This is a genomic window from Variovorax sp. EBFNA2 (genome assembly GCF_033802765.1).
Classification (GTDB): domain Bacteria; phylum Pseudomonadota; class Gammaproteobacteria; order Burkholderiales; family Burkholderiaceae_C; genus Variovorax; species Variovorax paradoxus_H.
The window spans coordinates 3474797-3489024 of sequence record NZ_CP138496.1 but is presented as its reverse complement, the minus strand read 5'-3'; the positions used below and the strand labels follow the sequence as shown (position 1 = coordinate 3489024).

Below are 14228 nucleotides of genomic sequence, written 5' to 3'. Positions count from 1 at the left end.
GAGCAGCACACCCCCGATCCCGGGCGAAGCGCCGTTCGATCCGGCCGTCCTCGCGCGCATAGCGAGCGCCATGTTCTCCGCGCCGCCGGGCGCGCAGTTTCCCGCCAACATCGCACCGCCGGGCTCGCCGCTGGTGAGCCCTGCAGGCTTCGGGCCGAGCGTGCCGGGCACGCCGATTCCGCAGGGCCAGATTCCGGGCGCCAATGTGCTGCCTGCATCGCCGACCCAACTGCCTTCGCTCGCGAACCGCGCGCCGGCCTTGCTGCCGCATGCGGTGGCGGGCAATGGTGTGCCGGACAACGTGTTGTCCGTGGCGCCGGCTTTCGAGCCGCGTTCGGGCGGTGTGGTGCAGGGCGTGCCGCAGCAAGTCGGAGCACCCGTGGCGCCGCAGGCTGCGGCCTCGCCGTTCTACTTCCTGAGCGAGAGCCATGGCGATCCGTCGGCTGGAGCGACCCCCGCTATCTCACCCCCCGGGCAGGTCTTGCCCCCTCTCCCGCTTGCGGGAGAGGGTTGGGGTGAGGGTCTGCGGACGAGTCAAAGTGCAGGGTCGCCCCTCACCCCAACCCTCTCCCCAGAGGGGCGAGGGAGCCAATCCCAGGTGCAAGGGAGTGAGAAGCCGCAGTTCTACTTCGTCGATGCAGTGCGCCTGCCCAGCGGCTTCGTCACACCGGCCAAGCCCGATCCGCGCGGCCCTGATGCGGCACCGATCGCCGGCACCGGCCAGCATCCCCCGTTCGATGTCCACGCCGTGCGCCGCGACTTCCCGATCCTGCAGGAGCGCGTGAACGGCAAGCAGCTCGTGTGGTTCGACAACGCGGCCACCACGCACAAACCACAGTCGGTCATCGACCGCATCGCGTACTTCTACGCACACGAGAACTCGAACATCCACCGCGCGGCGCATGAGCTGGCCGCGCGCGCGACCGACGCTTATGAGGGCGCACGGGAGCGCGTGCGCAAGTTCATCAACGCGCCCGAAGTCGAAGAAGTGATCTTCGTGCGCGGCACCACCGAGGCCATCAACCTCGTGGCCAAGAGCTGGGGCGGCCAGCACGTGGGCGAGGGCGACGAGATCATCGTGTCGAACCTGGAGCACCACGCCAACATCGTGCCGTGGCAGCAGCTTGCCGCTGCCAAGGGCGCGAAGCTGCGCGTGATTCCGGTGGACGACTCGGGCCAGGTGCTGCTCGACGAATACCGCAAGCTGCTCAACGACCGCACGAAGATCGTCGCGGTCACGCAGGTCTCCAACGCGCTGGGCACGGTGGTGCCGGTGAAGGAGATCGTCGAACTGGCGCACCGCGCGGGCGCGAAAGCGCTGGTCGATGGGGCGCAGTCGGTCTCGCACATGCGGGTCGACGTGCAGGACCTCGGCGCCGACTTCTTCGTGTTCTCAGGCCACAAGGTGTTCGGCCCGACCGGCATCGGCGTGGTCTGGGGCAAGCGCGAGGTGCTCGAAGACATGCCCCCGTGGCAGGGCGGCGGCAACATGATTGCTGACGTGACCTTCGAGAAGACCGTGTTCCAGCCGATCCCGAACAAGTTCGAGGCCGGCACCGGCAACATCGCCGACGCCGTGGGCTTGGGCGCGGCCATCGACTACGTCAACAAGGTCGGCATCGAGAACATCGCGCGCTACGAGCACGACCTGCTGGTGTACGGCATGGCGCAACTGGGTGCGATTCCCGGTGTGCGGCTCATCGGCACGGCGGCCGACAAGGCGAGCGTGATGTCCTTCGTGCTCGACGGCTACACCACCGAGGAGGTGGGCCACGCGCTCAACGACGAAGGCATCGCGGTGCGCACGGGGCACCACTGCGCGCAGCCGATCCTGCGGCGCTTCGGCGTCGAGACCACGGTGCGGCCTTCGCTGGCGTTCTACAACACCTTCGACGAGATCGATCGACTGGTGACGGTGGTGCGGCGGCTTGCCGGCCAGCGGCGCATGCGCTGAGCCGGCTCAGGGCTTCGATGCCAGGTGCTGCCTGAAGAAGGCGAGCGCCTTGGCATTGAAGTCGGCGTGGAAGGCGACGCGGTCGAAGCCGCCGGCGTCGTTGCAGATTTCCGGCAAGGCCTTGGCCATGGCGGGTGCGCAGGGTGCGAGGAACGCGAAGTGCGCGGTGTTCGCGGGCATGTGCCAGTCCGGCGTTGGAGGCAGGTTGCGCCGGACTGCTTCGACGTCGTCCAGCGTGACCCCGTCGCCACCTCGCGCAGAGGCCCAGAGCTGGACGGGCACCGCGACCTGCTTCAACCCCTCGGCATCGAAGAAGCTCAACGGATCGACGATCACCGCCGCCTTGATGCGCGCATCGCGCACCGGGGGCGCTGGCAGTTCCTGGCGCTGGATCTGGCCGCAGAACGGAATCTTCGGGGTCGGCGTGCAAAAGCGCAGGCCGAGCTTGAAGTCGGGCACCGCGCCCGTTGCCACGAGGCCGGTGTAGCCGCCGCGGGAGAAGCCGAAGAAGCCGACCTTTTCTTTGGCGATCTTTGTGCGCCCCGGCCACGCGTCGAGCATGTGATCCGCCAGCCGGCGCATGTCGACAGGCCGCGCGGCAAAGGTCGAGAGATGGCCCCGGCGTTCCATGTCCTGGAAGTTGTCGTTCGGGTGGTTGATGGCGGCGACCACGAAGCCTGCATCGGCCAGCGCCGCCGCCGTATCGTGGTGCCCGAGGAACGAGCCGCCCGAGCCGTGCGACATCAGCACCAGCGGCAGCCCCGTGCCGGCGACGGGGCAGTCCTTGGTGGCCGAGATCGCGATCAGGCCGAACGCGATCTCGCCGGGTGCTGCCTCGCAAGGCCGGCCCGTCCTTGTCGGCCGGCACCTCGATGAAGCTGAAGCCTGCCGCGTGGCTCCATGCGGCAGGCAGGCAGAGGGCGGCAAGCAGGGCGAGGCGATGCAAGGTCATGGCGCGCAAGGGTTCGAGGGCAGAAAGGGTCGCCAGTGTGCCGCCTCACGGTCCGTGCCGCCAGCCCGTTTTGCGTCGTGCGATGCGGGCGCGCTATGCTCTGTCGCTGTCCATCACGCAGCTTGTCTTCGCATGTCCCAGCCTCAGGTTTCTTCTTCTTCCGGCGCTCCTTCTGTCAGCGCGGTCAGCGAGTCGTGCGACGTGTTCGTGATCGGTGGCGGTCCGGCCGGCTCGACCGTCGCGGCGCTGCTGGCGCAGCAGGGCCGCCAGGTGGTGCTGGTCGAAAAAGAGCACCACCCGCGTTTTCACATCGGCGAATCGCTGCTGCCCGCGAACGTCGAGCTGTTCGACAGGCTCGGCGTGCGCGACCAGGTCGAGAAGATCGGCATGCCGAAGTTCGGCATCGAGTTCGTGTCGCCCGAGCATGAGCACCGCAGCTACGTGGAGTTCGCCGAAGGCTGGGACAAGTCGCTCGACTCCGCCTGGCAGGTGCGCCGCTCCGAACTCGACGAACTGCTGTTCCGCAACGCCGCCACGCGCGGCGCCCAGACTTTCGAGGGCTGCAAGGTGCGCGACGTGGCCTTCGACGCCGACGGCGCAACCGTGCAGGCCGTGATGGACGACGGGGCCAAGCGCAGCTGGCGCGCGCGCTTCGTGATCGACGCCACGGGCCGCGACACGCTGCTGGCCAACAAATTCCGCTGCAAGCAGAAGAACCCCGACCACAACAGCACCGCGCTGTTCGGCCACTTCACGAATGCCGAGCGGCTCGAGGGCAAGAAGGAAGGCAACATCAGCATCTGCTGGTTTCCGCACGGCTGGTTCTGGTTCATCCCGCTGGCCGATGGCACGACCAGCGTGGGCGCGGTGTGCTGGCCCTACTACCTGAAGACGCGCGAAAAATCGCTGAAGGAATTCTTCTACGACACCATCGCGCTGTGCCCCGTGCTGGCCGACCGCCTGAAAAACGCCACGCTGATCGACGACGCGGTGCACGCCACGGGCAACTTCTCGTACTCGAGCACACACGCCACGGGCGACAACTATCTGCTGCTGGGCGACGCCTTCACCTTCATCGACCCGATGTTCTCTTCGGGCGTGTACCTTGCGATGCACAGCGCCTTCGACGGCGCCGAACTGGTGGCCACCGCACTCGACCAGCCGGCCGAACTGGCCCGCGCCCGCGAGGGCTTCGAGGCCATGATGCGCAAGGGCCCGCGCGAGTACTCGTGGTTCATCTACCGCGTGACCAACCCGACCATCCGCGACATGTTCATGTACCCCGGCAACCCGTTCCGCGTGAAGGAAGCGCTGATGTCGCTGCTGGCCGGCGACATCTACAAGGGCACGCCGATGTGGGGCGCGCTGCGCATGTTCAAGGTGCTGTACTACGGCATCTCCCTGGCCAACTTCCGCCGCACCATGGCGGGGTGGAAGCAGCACCGCTTCAACATCCGCGACATGGGGGCGTTGAAGGGGGAGACGATTCAGAAGTCTGAGGGCTAGGCGACTGGCAGTTCGGCAATGAGCCGACGGTTCTGCCGGGCCAGTGTCCGAAACGGTCCGGAGAGTCGGTCGTCGCCCGCCAAGGTTTCCCAGTAGGCGCCCGCCAGTTGCCGGGCATGCGGCCACTCCTGCAAGGTGTCCACCGTCGGCGCCAGCCCGATCGCCGCCAGGTCGCGTGCGGGCAATTCGCCGCTGGTCGGCGCGTACAGCGTGGGCAGCACGTCGTAGGCGGGCGCCAGACGCCATTCGTTCCCTTCGATGAGCAGCGAGATGTTGCCGTAGTGCCGGTCGGTGTTGCCGATGAGGCGACCGAAGGCTTCGAGAAAGCGCAGGCGCTGCGCATCGTCGGCGCGCAGCAGGCCGCGCGAAGCCATCCGGTTGGCCGTGGCCGCCCAGTTGTCGATCTTGCCGATGTGCTGTGCGTCGTACGCCATCAGCGACACCATGCCGATGCGGCCATGGGCCGAGCGGTCGAAGCGCTCGACCTCCAGGAACACGCGGCCGCCTTCGATGAAGATGCGCGTGGTGGCCGCTGAGACGCCCGCTTGCGCCAAAGTGCTCAGTGCCAGGTGCTCGCTGACGAGCAGATCGCGCGAGCGCCGGTCGAGTGCCGACGTGCCTGCCAGTGAGAACTTGACGATGACCTGCCGGCCGTCGCGCACTGTGCAGAACTTCGGCTGTTCGCCGCCGGCCGAAGAGCCGGGCAGGGTGCCCTGCATCGCGCGCTCCGCCATGGCGGGGTAGTCGCTCACCGAGACAGGGCGGGCGGCGCGTGCGCTCAACGCATGGAAGCGCTGGAAGGATTCGGCGCCCACCACGAGGTTGCCGGGCAGGTCTTCGCCGCACAGCGCGAGCGCTTGAAGCACGTCGTCGTCATTCCAGTGTTCGGGGTTGGCGGGCAATCCGAGTTCGGGGTGCCCCTGCGCGAAGGCACGGCCGATGAAGCCCTGAGGGCGCATGTCCGAAAGGAACCACGGCAAGCCGTCGTGCAAGGCGCTGCGGCCTTGCTGCTCGTCCATCCAGCAACGCCCGCCTTGCAGCGGCACGATGCGCCCGAACGGCGAGGCCTGGCCGGCGGCATCGACCTTGACGACCGGCACCTCGGCGCCGACGCGCTCGACGTGCCGCGGCGCCACATACATCTGGGAGCGCGCCGCACCGACCTTCAGGACCTGCGCACTGCGAACGAGCGGCGCCAGCGTGCGCGAGGCGGTGGCCTGGCTGATGCCCAGCCGCACCTGCAGTTCGGCGCTCGTGGCGGCGCCTTGCGAACGGATGAAGGCGAGGGCGGTGGCGCTCAGGGACGACGGGTTGGACGGCGGCATTGCATATCTATGTGAATAGATAAATTATCCCACCCGTCATTGGGAAATTCAAACCAAATGAATTTCTAAGTGAATAGATACTGTGAGTCCGAAGCGTGTCCGATTCTTACGAATTCAGCGCCGCGTGCCGGGCCCGCATTGTTGCCACCGCATGCGCCACCCCCAACTGCGGGCTGCTGAGCACATCGACTCCCAGGTCCGCCAGCAACGCCGTCACCGGCGCCATCGACGCCTGCGCCAGCACGATCACGTCGGTGCCCTCGGCTGCGGCGCGGATCGAATCGGCCAGTGTGGCGATGTAGCGCGCGGTGTCGCCCGACTGGAAATGCACCCAGGCGCCTTCGACCAGCAGCGTGCTGGCGCGGATGCCGACGCCGGCCTGCCGCGCCGCTGAAAGCACGAGCGACAGGGTCGGGTCGATGGTGCTCTCGACGGCGCCGACGATCAGCACGCGCGGGCCGTTGCGTACGGCGCGATCGGCCATGGCGCGGTCGATGCGCAGGGCGGCAAAGGCGCCGCCGGTGGCGGTCTTTTCGGCGATGCCGCCGATGGTCGAGCAGGTACACACGACGACGGAGGCGCCGTCCGAGGCGGCATCGCGCATGGCCTCGTGAACGCGCGTCACCAGCCCGGCGTGGTCGACGCCCAGCGTGCGCGCATCGGCCAGCAGCTCTTCCATCACCACATGCTGCACGCGCAGCTCGGGCGCGATCTCGCGGGCCAGGCCGCCGAAGGTCTGCACATGCACCTCGGCCGTGTGGAGGAAGGCGAGCGTGTCGGTCATGGCGTGGTGGCCGTTCAACCGGCCTCGCGGGCGCGCCGGAACTCGTAGGCCTTGAGATGCACGTACGCCGTGCGCAGCACCGACGGCGTGGGCGATGCGCTGCACGGTGCGCGGGCCAGCAGGTCGCCCAGGATGTGGTCGGCCTCGACGCGTGCGCCGCGGGCCATGTCCTTGTACATCGAGGCGGTCATGGGCGAGCCGGCGCTCGTGACCACCGCGCGGCCGCGCGTGATGGCACCGGGCCGTGGGGCGAAGCCGTTGTGGGCGGCGATGGCGCAGCACTCGTCGAAGATCGCGAGCGCCACGTCTTCGCCGCCGGCGGCCACGATGTCGCCGATGGAGGCGTGCATGAGGCTCGTGAGGCCCGCGGCCGAAGCGATGAAGACCCACTTCTCCCACATGTCCTGCGCGATGGTTTCGCTCGCGGTGGCAGCGAAGTTCGCGCCGGCGAACTGGGCCGCGATGGCGTCGATGCGCGGCGAGCGGCCGCCGGCGCGTTCGCCGTAGCTCAGGCTGTGCATGTCGTTCAGGTGCAGCACGCGGCCTTCGTCGTCCAGCGTGGCGGAGATCATGCACAGGCCGCCGAGCACGCGCGCGTCGCCGAAGCGCGCGACCAGCCGGTCGATGTGGCCGAGGCCGTTGAGCAGGGGAAGGATGACGGTGTCGGGTCCGACGGCCGGTGCGAACGAGTCCATGGTGGCGTCGAGGTCGTAGGCCTTGCAGCCGACGACGACCACGTCGTACGGGCCGTCGATCTGCTCGGCCAGCACGTGCTTCGGCGTCGGCAGGTCGAGGTCGCCGCAGGGGCTGCGCACCACGAGGCCGGTCGTGGCCAGCTGGGCCACGCGGCCCGGACGCAGTAGAAAGGTCACATCGCGGCCTGCTGCAAGCAGGCGTGCGCCGAAATAACCACCGAGTGCACCGGCACCCACCATCAGGAATCGCATCGCGCGTTGCCTCCGAAGAAACTGAAGATCGGAAGCGATGATGCCCCGGATCGCGCGCGGACGCCTCAGGGGTGTTGCGAGGCCACCAGTCGCTCGCGGGCAAAGGGCCGCAGGTCGAGGCCGTGCGCGTTCTCGCGGCCCAGCACCCGGTCGGCGATGGCGTCGCCCAGCCCGGCCGAGTGCTTGAAGCCGTGGCCGGAGCAGGCCGAGACGATCAGCACATTCGGCAGGCCGTCGAGCGCGTCGATCACGAAGCGGCGGTCGGGCGTCACGGTGTACATGCAGGCACGGGCCTTGAGCGCATGCCCGGCGATCTGCGGAAAGCGCCCGGCCACGCGGTCGCGGTACATGGCGGCGGTTTCCTCGGCGCTCACGTCGCGTTCGAGCGCGTCGGGCGTGGTGGCGTCGACGTACTGCTCGGTGGCGACCTTCAACGCGGGTTGCGACGCGTCGGAGGCCGGAAAGCCGTACATGTAGTCTTCCTGCGCGTCGCCGAACATCCAGATGAAGATGGGAAAACGCCCGGGCGCGAAGTCGGCCGCAGCGGTGGGGCCGGTGTCGAACCAGTGCATCACCTGCCGGTGCACGGAGAAGTCGGCCTGCCAGTCGGTGCGCGCTTGCCGGCCGAGGAACTCGGGCAGCCAGGCGCCGGCCGCGACCACCACCTGGTCGGCGGTGAAGCTGGCGGTTTCGGTGCGCACGCGCACGGTGTCGCCATTGCCCACGGGCTCGACGCCCAGCACGCGTTCGCCGGTGCGGGTCTGTGCGCCGTCGGCGCGGGCCACGGCGAGCTGGGCGGCGATGGCGTCTTCGGGCCGCACGAAGCCGGCGTCGCGCTCGAGGTAGCCGATCTCGTCGCCCTGCAGATGGAACTGCGGGTAGCGCGTGCGGATGCCGGCCGCGTCGAGCACCTCATGCGCGATGCCGAAGCGCTCGGCGCAGGCGATGGTGCGGCGCACGAAGTCGGACTTGCCGTGGTGTGCGGCCACGCGGTCGCGCGGTGCGAGCACGAGGCCGCCGGTGGTGGTCATCAGCGTGCGGCTGGTGCGCGCCTCGAGTTCGCGCCAGATGGCGTGCGAGCGGTGCACCAGCGGCACGTACTCGTCGCCTTCGCCGACGGCCAGCCGCGTGATGCGCGAATCGCCGTGCGAAGAGCCGCGGTCGTGCGGCGGTGCGAACTGGTCGATGCCGAGCACGCGCGCGCCGCGTTGCGAGAGCTGGTAGAGGGTGGCCGCGCCGAGGGCGCCCAGACCGATGACGATCGCGTCGTAGTGGATGGGGGAACGGTTGGAACGGGTCACGGGGCGAGAGGTGTCGTCGTCACACAAGGTTCAGGTCGAGAAATGCATCCTTCACCGCAATGGGCTGGGGAATGAGCTTCAGCTGCGCGAACACGTCGGCCAGGCCCTGCTGCTCGCGGGCGATGGCGGGCGTGAGCGCCACGACGCCATAGTGCCGCCGTTCGGTCGCCAGCGCCAGCACCTTGGGCTCGACCTTGAGCTGCGGTGCGAGCGTGGCCACCACGTCGCCGGGGTGGGCCTGCGCCCAGTCGTTGGCCTTGCGCAGTTCGGCGAACACGGTGCGCAAGGTGTCGGCGTTCGTGCGCGCGAAGGCGGGCTGCGCGAAGTGGTAGGTGCGGTTGCCGCTCAGGCCGGTGCCGTCGAACAGCAGGCGCGATTCGGTCGCCACCTGCGCGCCGGCCAGGAACGGGTCCCACAGGCCGATGGCCGCGACGCTGCCCGACTGGTAGGCGGCCACGGTGTCGGAGGCCGTGACGATGTAGACCGGCTCGATGTCTTCATAGCGCAGGCCGGCCGCTTCGAGCGCGCGGATCAGCACGTACTGCGTGTTGTAGCCGCGGCCCGTGACGACCTTCTTGCCTTTCAGGTCGCGCAAGCTGCGGATCGGCGAGTCGCGCGGCACCAGGAAGCCGACGCCGCCGGGGTAGGGGCTTTCGGCCGCGAGGTAGACCAGGCCCTTGCCGCTGGCCTGCTGGAACACGCCGATGCCGTCGGAGGCATGGCCGAAGTCGATGGCGCCGGCCGCCAGCGCTTCCGACAGCTGGCTGCCGCCCAGGAACTCGCGCCACTCGACGCTCACGCCGGCCGGCGCGAGCGCTTTCTCAAGTTGGCCCGTGCCCTTGAGGATGTTGAGCGTGTTGAACTTCTGGTAGCCGATGCGCAGCGTGCGGGCGCGCGTCTGGGCGAACAGCGGAGCCGAGGCCGCGACAAGGGCTGCGGCGGTGCCGGCCTGGAGCAGGCGGCGGCGGGAAGGCGAGGACAGGGTGTGCATGGCGTCGGCGAAAAATCGGCGACTGTAGGTGCGGGCGGCGCGCCGGGCCACGAAGCTTTTGTCATGTGCTCATGCACAAACTGGCGCACGTCGCTACAAAGCGATGCATGAACTTTTCCGGAAAAGGTCATGGGGTCTTCGCATAATCGCCTTCGTCATTCCGACCCTCTCACTCAAGGAGCTTCATTCATGGCACAGACCCGGATCGCCGTCATCGTCGGCAGCCTGCGCAAGGATTCGTTCAACCACAAGCTCGCTCTGGCGCTGGCGCACCTGGCGCCGTCGGACTTCACTTTCGAAACCCTGCGCATCGATGACCTGCCGCTGTACAACCAGGACGACGACGGCAACCAGGCCGCTTCGGTGAAGCGCCTGAAGAGCGAGGTTGCGGCCGCGCAGGGCGTGCTGTTCGTCACGCCCGAATACAACCGCTCGATTCCCGGCGTGCTGAAGAACGCCATCGACCACGCCTCGCGCCCCTACGGCCAGAGCGTCTGGGGCGGCAAGCCGACCGGCGTGGTCGGCATTTCCGTCGGCGCCATCGGCACCGCGCTCGCGCAGCAGCACCTGCGCAACATCCTGGCCTACCTCGACGCGCCCACGATGGGCGGCCCCGAAGTGTTCCTGCAGGCCAAGGAAGGCCTGTTCGACGACAAGGGCCACATCGGCAACGAAGGCACGCAGAAATTCCTGCAGGGCTGGATGGACAAGTACGTGGCCTGGGTGAAGAGCCATTCGGCCGCCTGACGAACTGGGCGCCGATCGACGCCCATGAAAAAGCCGCCCCTTTGGAGGGCGGCTTTCTTTTTGGGGCTGACGATCTGGCTGTTTGCTATTCCAGCTGAATTGATGGATTGAATTTCAATGTCAATTGATTTGCGGCCAGCAGTTATCGAACCGTATTTCCAACGACATAGCCGCCGTCGACCGGCAAATCGGTGGCCGTAATGAACGAGGCGGCCGGGCTGGCATAGAAAATCGCGGCGCCAACCAGGTCTTCGGTCGATCCCCAGCGCTTGAGCGCGGAATGACCGGCAATCAGGTCGTGGCTCTTCGGCACGCTCCATAGAACTTTCGTCATGTCGGTCTTGTGGTACCCCGGAGAAATCGTGTTGACCCGCACGCCATGGGGACCGTATGCGTGCGCCAGTGTTCGGGTCAAGCCGAGAAGCCCGGTCTTGCTCGCGGCATAGGCGGGAATTTCGGGCTCGACAAGGTAGCTGAGCATCGAAGAGATATTGATGATGCTGCCCTTCGCGCGGATCAGGTGCTCGCGAAAGGCGTAGGACATGCGCATGACGCCATTGAGGTTGACGTCGATCACATCGAGGAAGACTTCCTCGGTATGTTCCGCCTCGCCGCAAAGAATGCCCTGTGCATTGACCAGAACGTCGAGCGTTTCAAAGGTTGCGGCAAACGCCTTGATGCCGTCGCCATCGCGTGCATCGAGGAGTTCGAAGCGAATGGATTGATTTGCCGGGTTCTGCCTTTCCCTGGCGATCTTTTCAGGACTGCTTCCGGTGGCCACGACCGACGCGCCGAGCCTTGCAAAGCCGTGCGCAATTGCGAGCCCGATGCCACTGGTGGCGCCCGATACCACAATGGACTTTCCATTGAAGAGGTCGCAGCGAAAGGTGTCGAGCAGGGTGTCTCTGTCTGTCTGATTTTCTTGCATGATTGGCCGAGGAAGTGGTTGACTGCCGAATTGGCCAAAAAAGATTATCAGTGTTGGATTGTTTTGGGTATTTGATTCAAATGGAATTAACCAAAGACCTAAATGTTTGCAAAGGTCTGTTGTTTTTGGCGATTTGAGGCGTGCGCGGTGAAATGGGGTGCGCGCCGCACTGGCCCAGCGCGAAGGCACCCCGTGGCGAGGTCCTCGGCAACAGAAAGGCCCAAAAGCCGCGTTGGGTCCCAGTCACTGAGACCCAACGGGCTGTGGGCTGGCCGGCAAGACTCAGGCAGCTTGCGCGACGCTCTTCTGGTTCGCGGCTTCGGCCGTGGCCACGAGGATGTCGGCGCGGGCGGCGGCCAGCGCGGCGGCCTTGGGGGCGTCACCCATCGCGATGCCTTCGGCGCGCACGAAGCGCACGTCGGTGATGCCGAAGAAGCCGAAGATCACCTTCAGGTAGCTCTCCTGGTGTTCAGCCGCTTGACCACCTTCGGAGGTCGAGTAGATGCCGCCGCGGCTCGACGCCACGATGATGGTCTTGCCGCCGGCCAGGCCCACGGCGCCCTTGTCGGTGTACTTGAAGGTGCGGCCGGCTTGCGCGAGGCGGTCGATCCAGGCCTTGAGCTGGGTCGGGATGGTGAAGTTGTACAGCGGGGCGCCGATCACGACGACGTCGGCGGCCAGGAACTGGGTCACCAGCTTTTCCGACAGGGCGTTCTCGCGCAGTTGCGCTTCGGTCGGCTGGGCCTGCACGCCGGTCTTGATGCCCAGGGCGTCGGGGCCGAAGTGCGAGGGCGCGTCCACGGCGAGGTCGAGGTATTCGACCTGGGTGTTGGGGTGGGCGGCGCGCCAGGCGGCGACGGTTTCGGCCGTGAGCTGGCGCGAGGTGGAGCCGGCGGCCAGGATGCTGGAGTCGATGTGGAGCAGCTTCATGTCAGTCAATCACTTTCTGTGCAAGGTGTCGGCGCTGAGAAGTGGCCGGCGTTGGAAGAATTCTATTTTTGATGCGAGTGATTGATAAGTAGCCAAAATTTGATCAGATCGTTCTGTTTGCAGGACAATGAAGCGATGCAAGACCTCAACGACATGGTGTTCTTCGCCGAGGTGGCCGAACGGGGCGGCTTTGCCGCCGCCAGCCGGGCGCTGGGCATTCCCAAATCGCGCCTGTCGCGCCGCGTGGCCGAGCTCGAGGAGCGGCTGGGCGTGCAGCTGATGCAGCGCAGCACGCGGCGCCTGTCGCTCACGCCAGCCGGCGAGATCTATCTGCGGCACGCCTCGGCGATGCGCGACGCAGCGCAGGCGGCCGCCGAGGCGGTGGCGCAGGTGCAGACCGAGCCGAGCGGGCTGGTGCGGTTGACCTGCCCGGTCACCATCGCGCACAGCGGGTTGGCGCAGCTGATCCCGCTGTTCATGGAACGCTACCCCGCGGTGCGCGTCGACATCCGGGTCATCAACCGGCCGGTGGACCTGATCGAGGAGGGCATCGACATCGCGCTGCGCGTGCGCCCGGCGATCGAGGACAGCACCGTGCTCGTCGCCAAGACCTTCGGTCACAGCCGCGGCGTGCTGGTCGCGAGTCCGGCGCTGCTGGCGCAGCACGGGCCGATCGGCACGCCCGCCGATCTCGCGAAGCTGCCGACCGCGGCCATGTCGGTCAACGGAGAAGGGCGCGCCGAATGGCGGCTCGAAGGTCCGGAAGGCCGCAGCCACCTGCATGTGCACACGCCGCGCTACGTGGCCGACGACCTCGCCACGCTGCAGTTCGGCGCGCTGGGCGGCGTCGGCGCGACCCTGCTCCCCGACTACATGTGCAGCGCCGACGTCGAGGCGGGCCGGCTGGTGCGGGTGCTGCCCGGCTGGGGGCCGTCGCCCGTGGTGGCGCACATGGTGTTTCCGGCGCGGCGGGCGCTGGTGCCGGCGGTGCGGCGGCTGATCGACTTCCTGTCCGAGCACCTGCAAAGCGAGCAGATGCGGATGTTCTGAGGCCGGATTGCTATCGAAAAGATAGCGTCACGCCAAGGCTTCGCAAGTTCTATATGCAAAAAACGTCATATCCAAACAAACAGATATTCGTTTGCCATTGAAGCAGCGGTTCGCACAATCCAGGGCTTCACCCCCTCCTTGGAGCGACCATGGCAACCCTGCGACTCGGCGACACCGCCCCCAATTTCACCCAGGACTCCAGCGAAGGCCCGATCGACTTCTATCAGTGGGCCGGCGATTCGTGGATCGTGTTCTTCTCGCACCCGGCCGATTTCACGCCCGTGTGCACCACCGAACTCGGCAAGACGGCGGCGCTGTCGGGCGAGTTCGCCAAGCGCGGCGTCAAGCCCATCGCGCTGAGCGTCGACCCGGCCACCAAGCACAAGGAGTGGATCTCGGACATCAACGAGACGCAAAACACCACCGTCAACTTCCCGATCATTGCGGACGCCGACCGCAAGGTGGCCGACCTGTACGACCTGATCCACCCGAACGCCTCGGCCACGGCCACCGTTCGCAGCGTGTTCATCATCGACCCCAAGAAGGTCATCCGCACCACGATCACCTACCCGGCGTCCACCGGCCGCAACTTCGACGAGATCCTGCGCGTGATCGACTCGCTGCAGCTCACTGACAGCCACAAGGTGGCTACGCCCGTGAACTGGAAGGACGGCGACGACGTCGTCATCGTGCCGAGCATCCAGGACCCGGCCGAGCTGGCCGAGCGCTTCCCCAAGGGTTTCAAGGCCGTCAAGCCTTACCTGCGCATCACGCCGCAGCCCAACAAGTAAGAAGCAGCAGGACCGCGCCGTC

Annotated in this window: 13 protein-coding genes; 5 read left to right on the top strand and 8 right to left on the bottom strand. The window is 67.1% G+C overall.

Translation table 11 applies throughout. The features are described 5' to 3' along the window. Nucleotides 1–70: 70 nt before the first annotated feature. Nucleotides 71–1954, top strand: a complete 1884-nt coding sequence (locus tag RZE79_RS16320) for a family 2A encapsulin nanocompartment cargo protein cysteine desulfurase (RefSeq protein WP_319361204.1) — start codon at nucleotides 71–73, stop codon at nucleotides 1952–1954. Between the two features lie 6 nt (nucleotides 1955–1960). Here the strand turns inward: RZE79_RS16320 and RZE79_RS16315 are convergent, their stop codons facing one another. Then, on the bottom strand, nucleotides 1961–2881 hold the full coding sequence (locus tag RZE79_RS16315) for a dienelactone hydrolase (protein ID WP_319355421.1): 921 nt from the start codon (nucleotides 2879–2881) through the stop codon (nucleotides 1961–1963). 157 nt (nucleotides 2882–3038) lie between these two features. Here RZE79_RS16315 and RZE79_RS16310 point away from each other — a divergent pair, with 157 nt between their 5' ends. Then, nucleotides 3039–4412 carry an NAD(P)/FAD-dependent oxidoreductase gene (locus RZE79_RS16310; RefSeq protein ID WP_319355420.1) on the top strand — a complete coding sequence of 458 codons (1374 nt, stop codon included), beginning with the start codon at nucleotides 3039–3041 and terminating at the stop codon, nucleotides 4410–4412. Here RZE79_RS16310 and yjjJ read toward each other — a convergent pair. The 5 genes from yjjJ to RZE79_RS16285 all read right to left on the bottom strand — a co-directional run bounded on the left by yjjJ (nucleotide 4409) and on the right by RZE79_RS16285 (nucleotide 9760). Further along, on the bottom strand, nucleotides 4409–5737 hold the full coding sequence (yjjJ, locus tag RZE79_RS16305) for a type II toxin-antitoxin system HipA family toxin YjjJ (protein ID WP_319355419.1): 1329 nt from the start codon (nucleotides 5735–5737) through the stop codon (nucleotides 4409–4411). The genes RZE79_RS16310 and yjjJ overlap by 4 nt on opposite strands. Before the next feature lie 106 nt (nucleotides 5738–5843). After that, on the bottom strand, nucleotides 5844–6521 hold the full coding sequence (locus tag RZE79_RS16300; RefSeq protein ID WP_319355418.1) for an aspartate/glutamate racemase family protein: 678 nt from the start codon (nucleotides 6519–6521) through the stop codon (nucleotides 5844–5846). Nucleotides 6522–6535: 14 nt separating this feature from the next. Then, complete coding sequence (panE, locus tag RZE79_RS16295; RefSeq protein ID WP_319355417.1) at nucleotides 6536–7468, bottom strand: 2-dehydropantoate 2-reductase; 933 nt, start codon at nucleotides 7466–7468, stop codon at nucleotides 6536–6538. A 65-nt stretch (nucleotides 7469–7533) separates the two neighbouring features. Next, nucleotides 7534–8769, bottom strand: a complete 1236-nt coding sequence (solA, locus tag RZE79_RS16290) for an N-methyl-L-tryptophan oxidase (protein WP_319355416.1) — start codon at nucleotides 8767–8769, stop codon at nucleotides 7534–7536. Nucleotides 8770–8788: 19 nt separating this feature from the next. Further along, the gene (locus tag RZE79_RS16285) at nucleotides 8789–9760 is read right to left on the bottom strand and encodes an aliphatic sulfonate ABC transporter substrate-binding protein (RefSeq protein WP_319355415.1); all 972 of its coding nucleotides are present in this window, start codon (nucleotides 9758–9760) and stop codon (nucleotides 8789–8791) included. A 189-nt stretch (nucleotides 9761–9949) separates the two neighbouring features. Here RZE79_RS16285 and RZE79_RS16280 point away from each other — a divergent pair, with 189 nt between their 5' ends. Then, nucleotides 9950–10507: an NADPH-dependent FMN reductase gene (locus RZE79_RS16280; protein WP_153284097.1), complete on the top strand. Its 558-nt coding sequence runs from the start codon at nucleotides 9950–9952 to the stop codon at nucleotides 10505–10507. Between the two features lie 142 nt (nucleotides 10508–10649). On the opposite strand, the gene RZE79_RS16275 is transcribed toward RZE79_RS16280, so the two are convergent. Beyond that, nucleotides 10650–11435 (bottom strand): SDR family oxidoreductase, encoded by a 786-nt coding sequence (locus RZE79_RS16275; RefSeq protein ID WP_319355414.1) that lies wholly within the window; start codon nucleotides 11433–11435, stop codon nucleotides 10650–10652. A gap of 282 nt (nucleotides 11436–11717) precedes the next feature. Beyond that, nucleotides 11718–12365: an FMN-dependent NADH-azoreductase gene (locus RZE79_RS16270; RefSeq protein ID WP_153284099.1), complete on the bottom strand. Its 648-nt coding sequence runs from the start codon at nucleotides 12363–12365 to the stop codon at nucleotides 11718–11720. A 135-nt stretch (nucleotides 12366–12500) separates the two neighbouring features. Here RZE79_RS16270 and RZE79_RS16265 point away from each other — a divergent pair, with 135 nt between their 5' ends. Together RZE79_RS16265 and RZE79_RS16260 are read left to right on the top strand one after the other, a co-directional pair. After that, the gene (locus tag RZE79_RS16265) at nucleotides 12501–13415 is read left to right on the top strand and encodes a LysR family transcriptional regulator (RefSeq protein ID WP_319355413.1); all 915 of its coding nucleotides are present in this window, start codon (nucleotides 12501–12503) and stop codon (nucleotides 13413–13415) included. 149 nt (nucleotides 13416–13564) lie between these two features. Beyond that, nucleotides 13565–14206: a peroxiredoxin gene (locus RZE79_RS16260; protein ID WP_099789561.1), complete on the top strand. Its 642-nt coding sequence runs from the start codon at nucleotides 13565–13567 to the stop codon at nucleotides 14204–14206. Nucleotides 14207–14228: the final 22 nt, after the last annotated feature.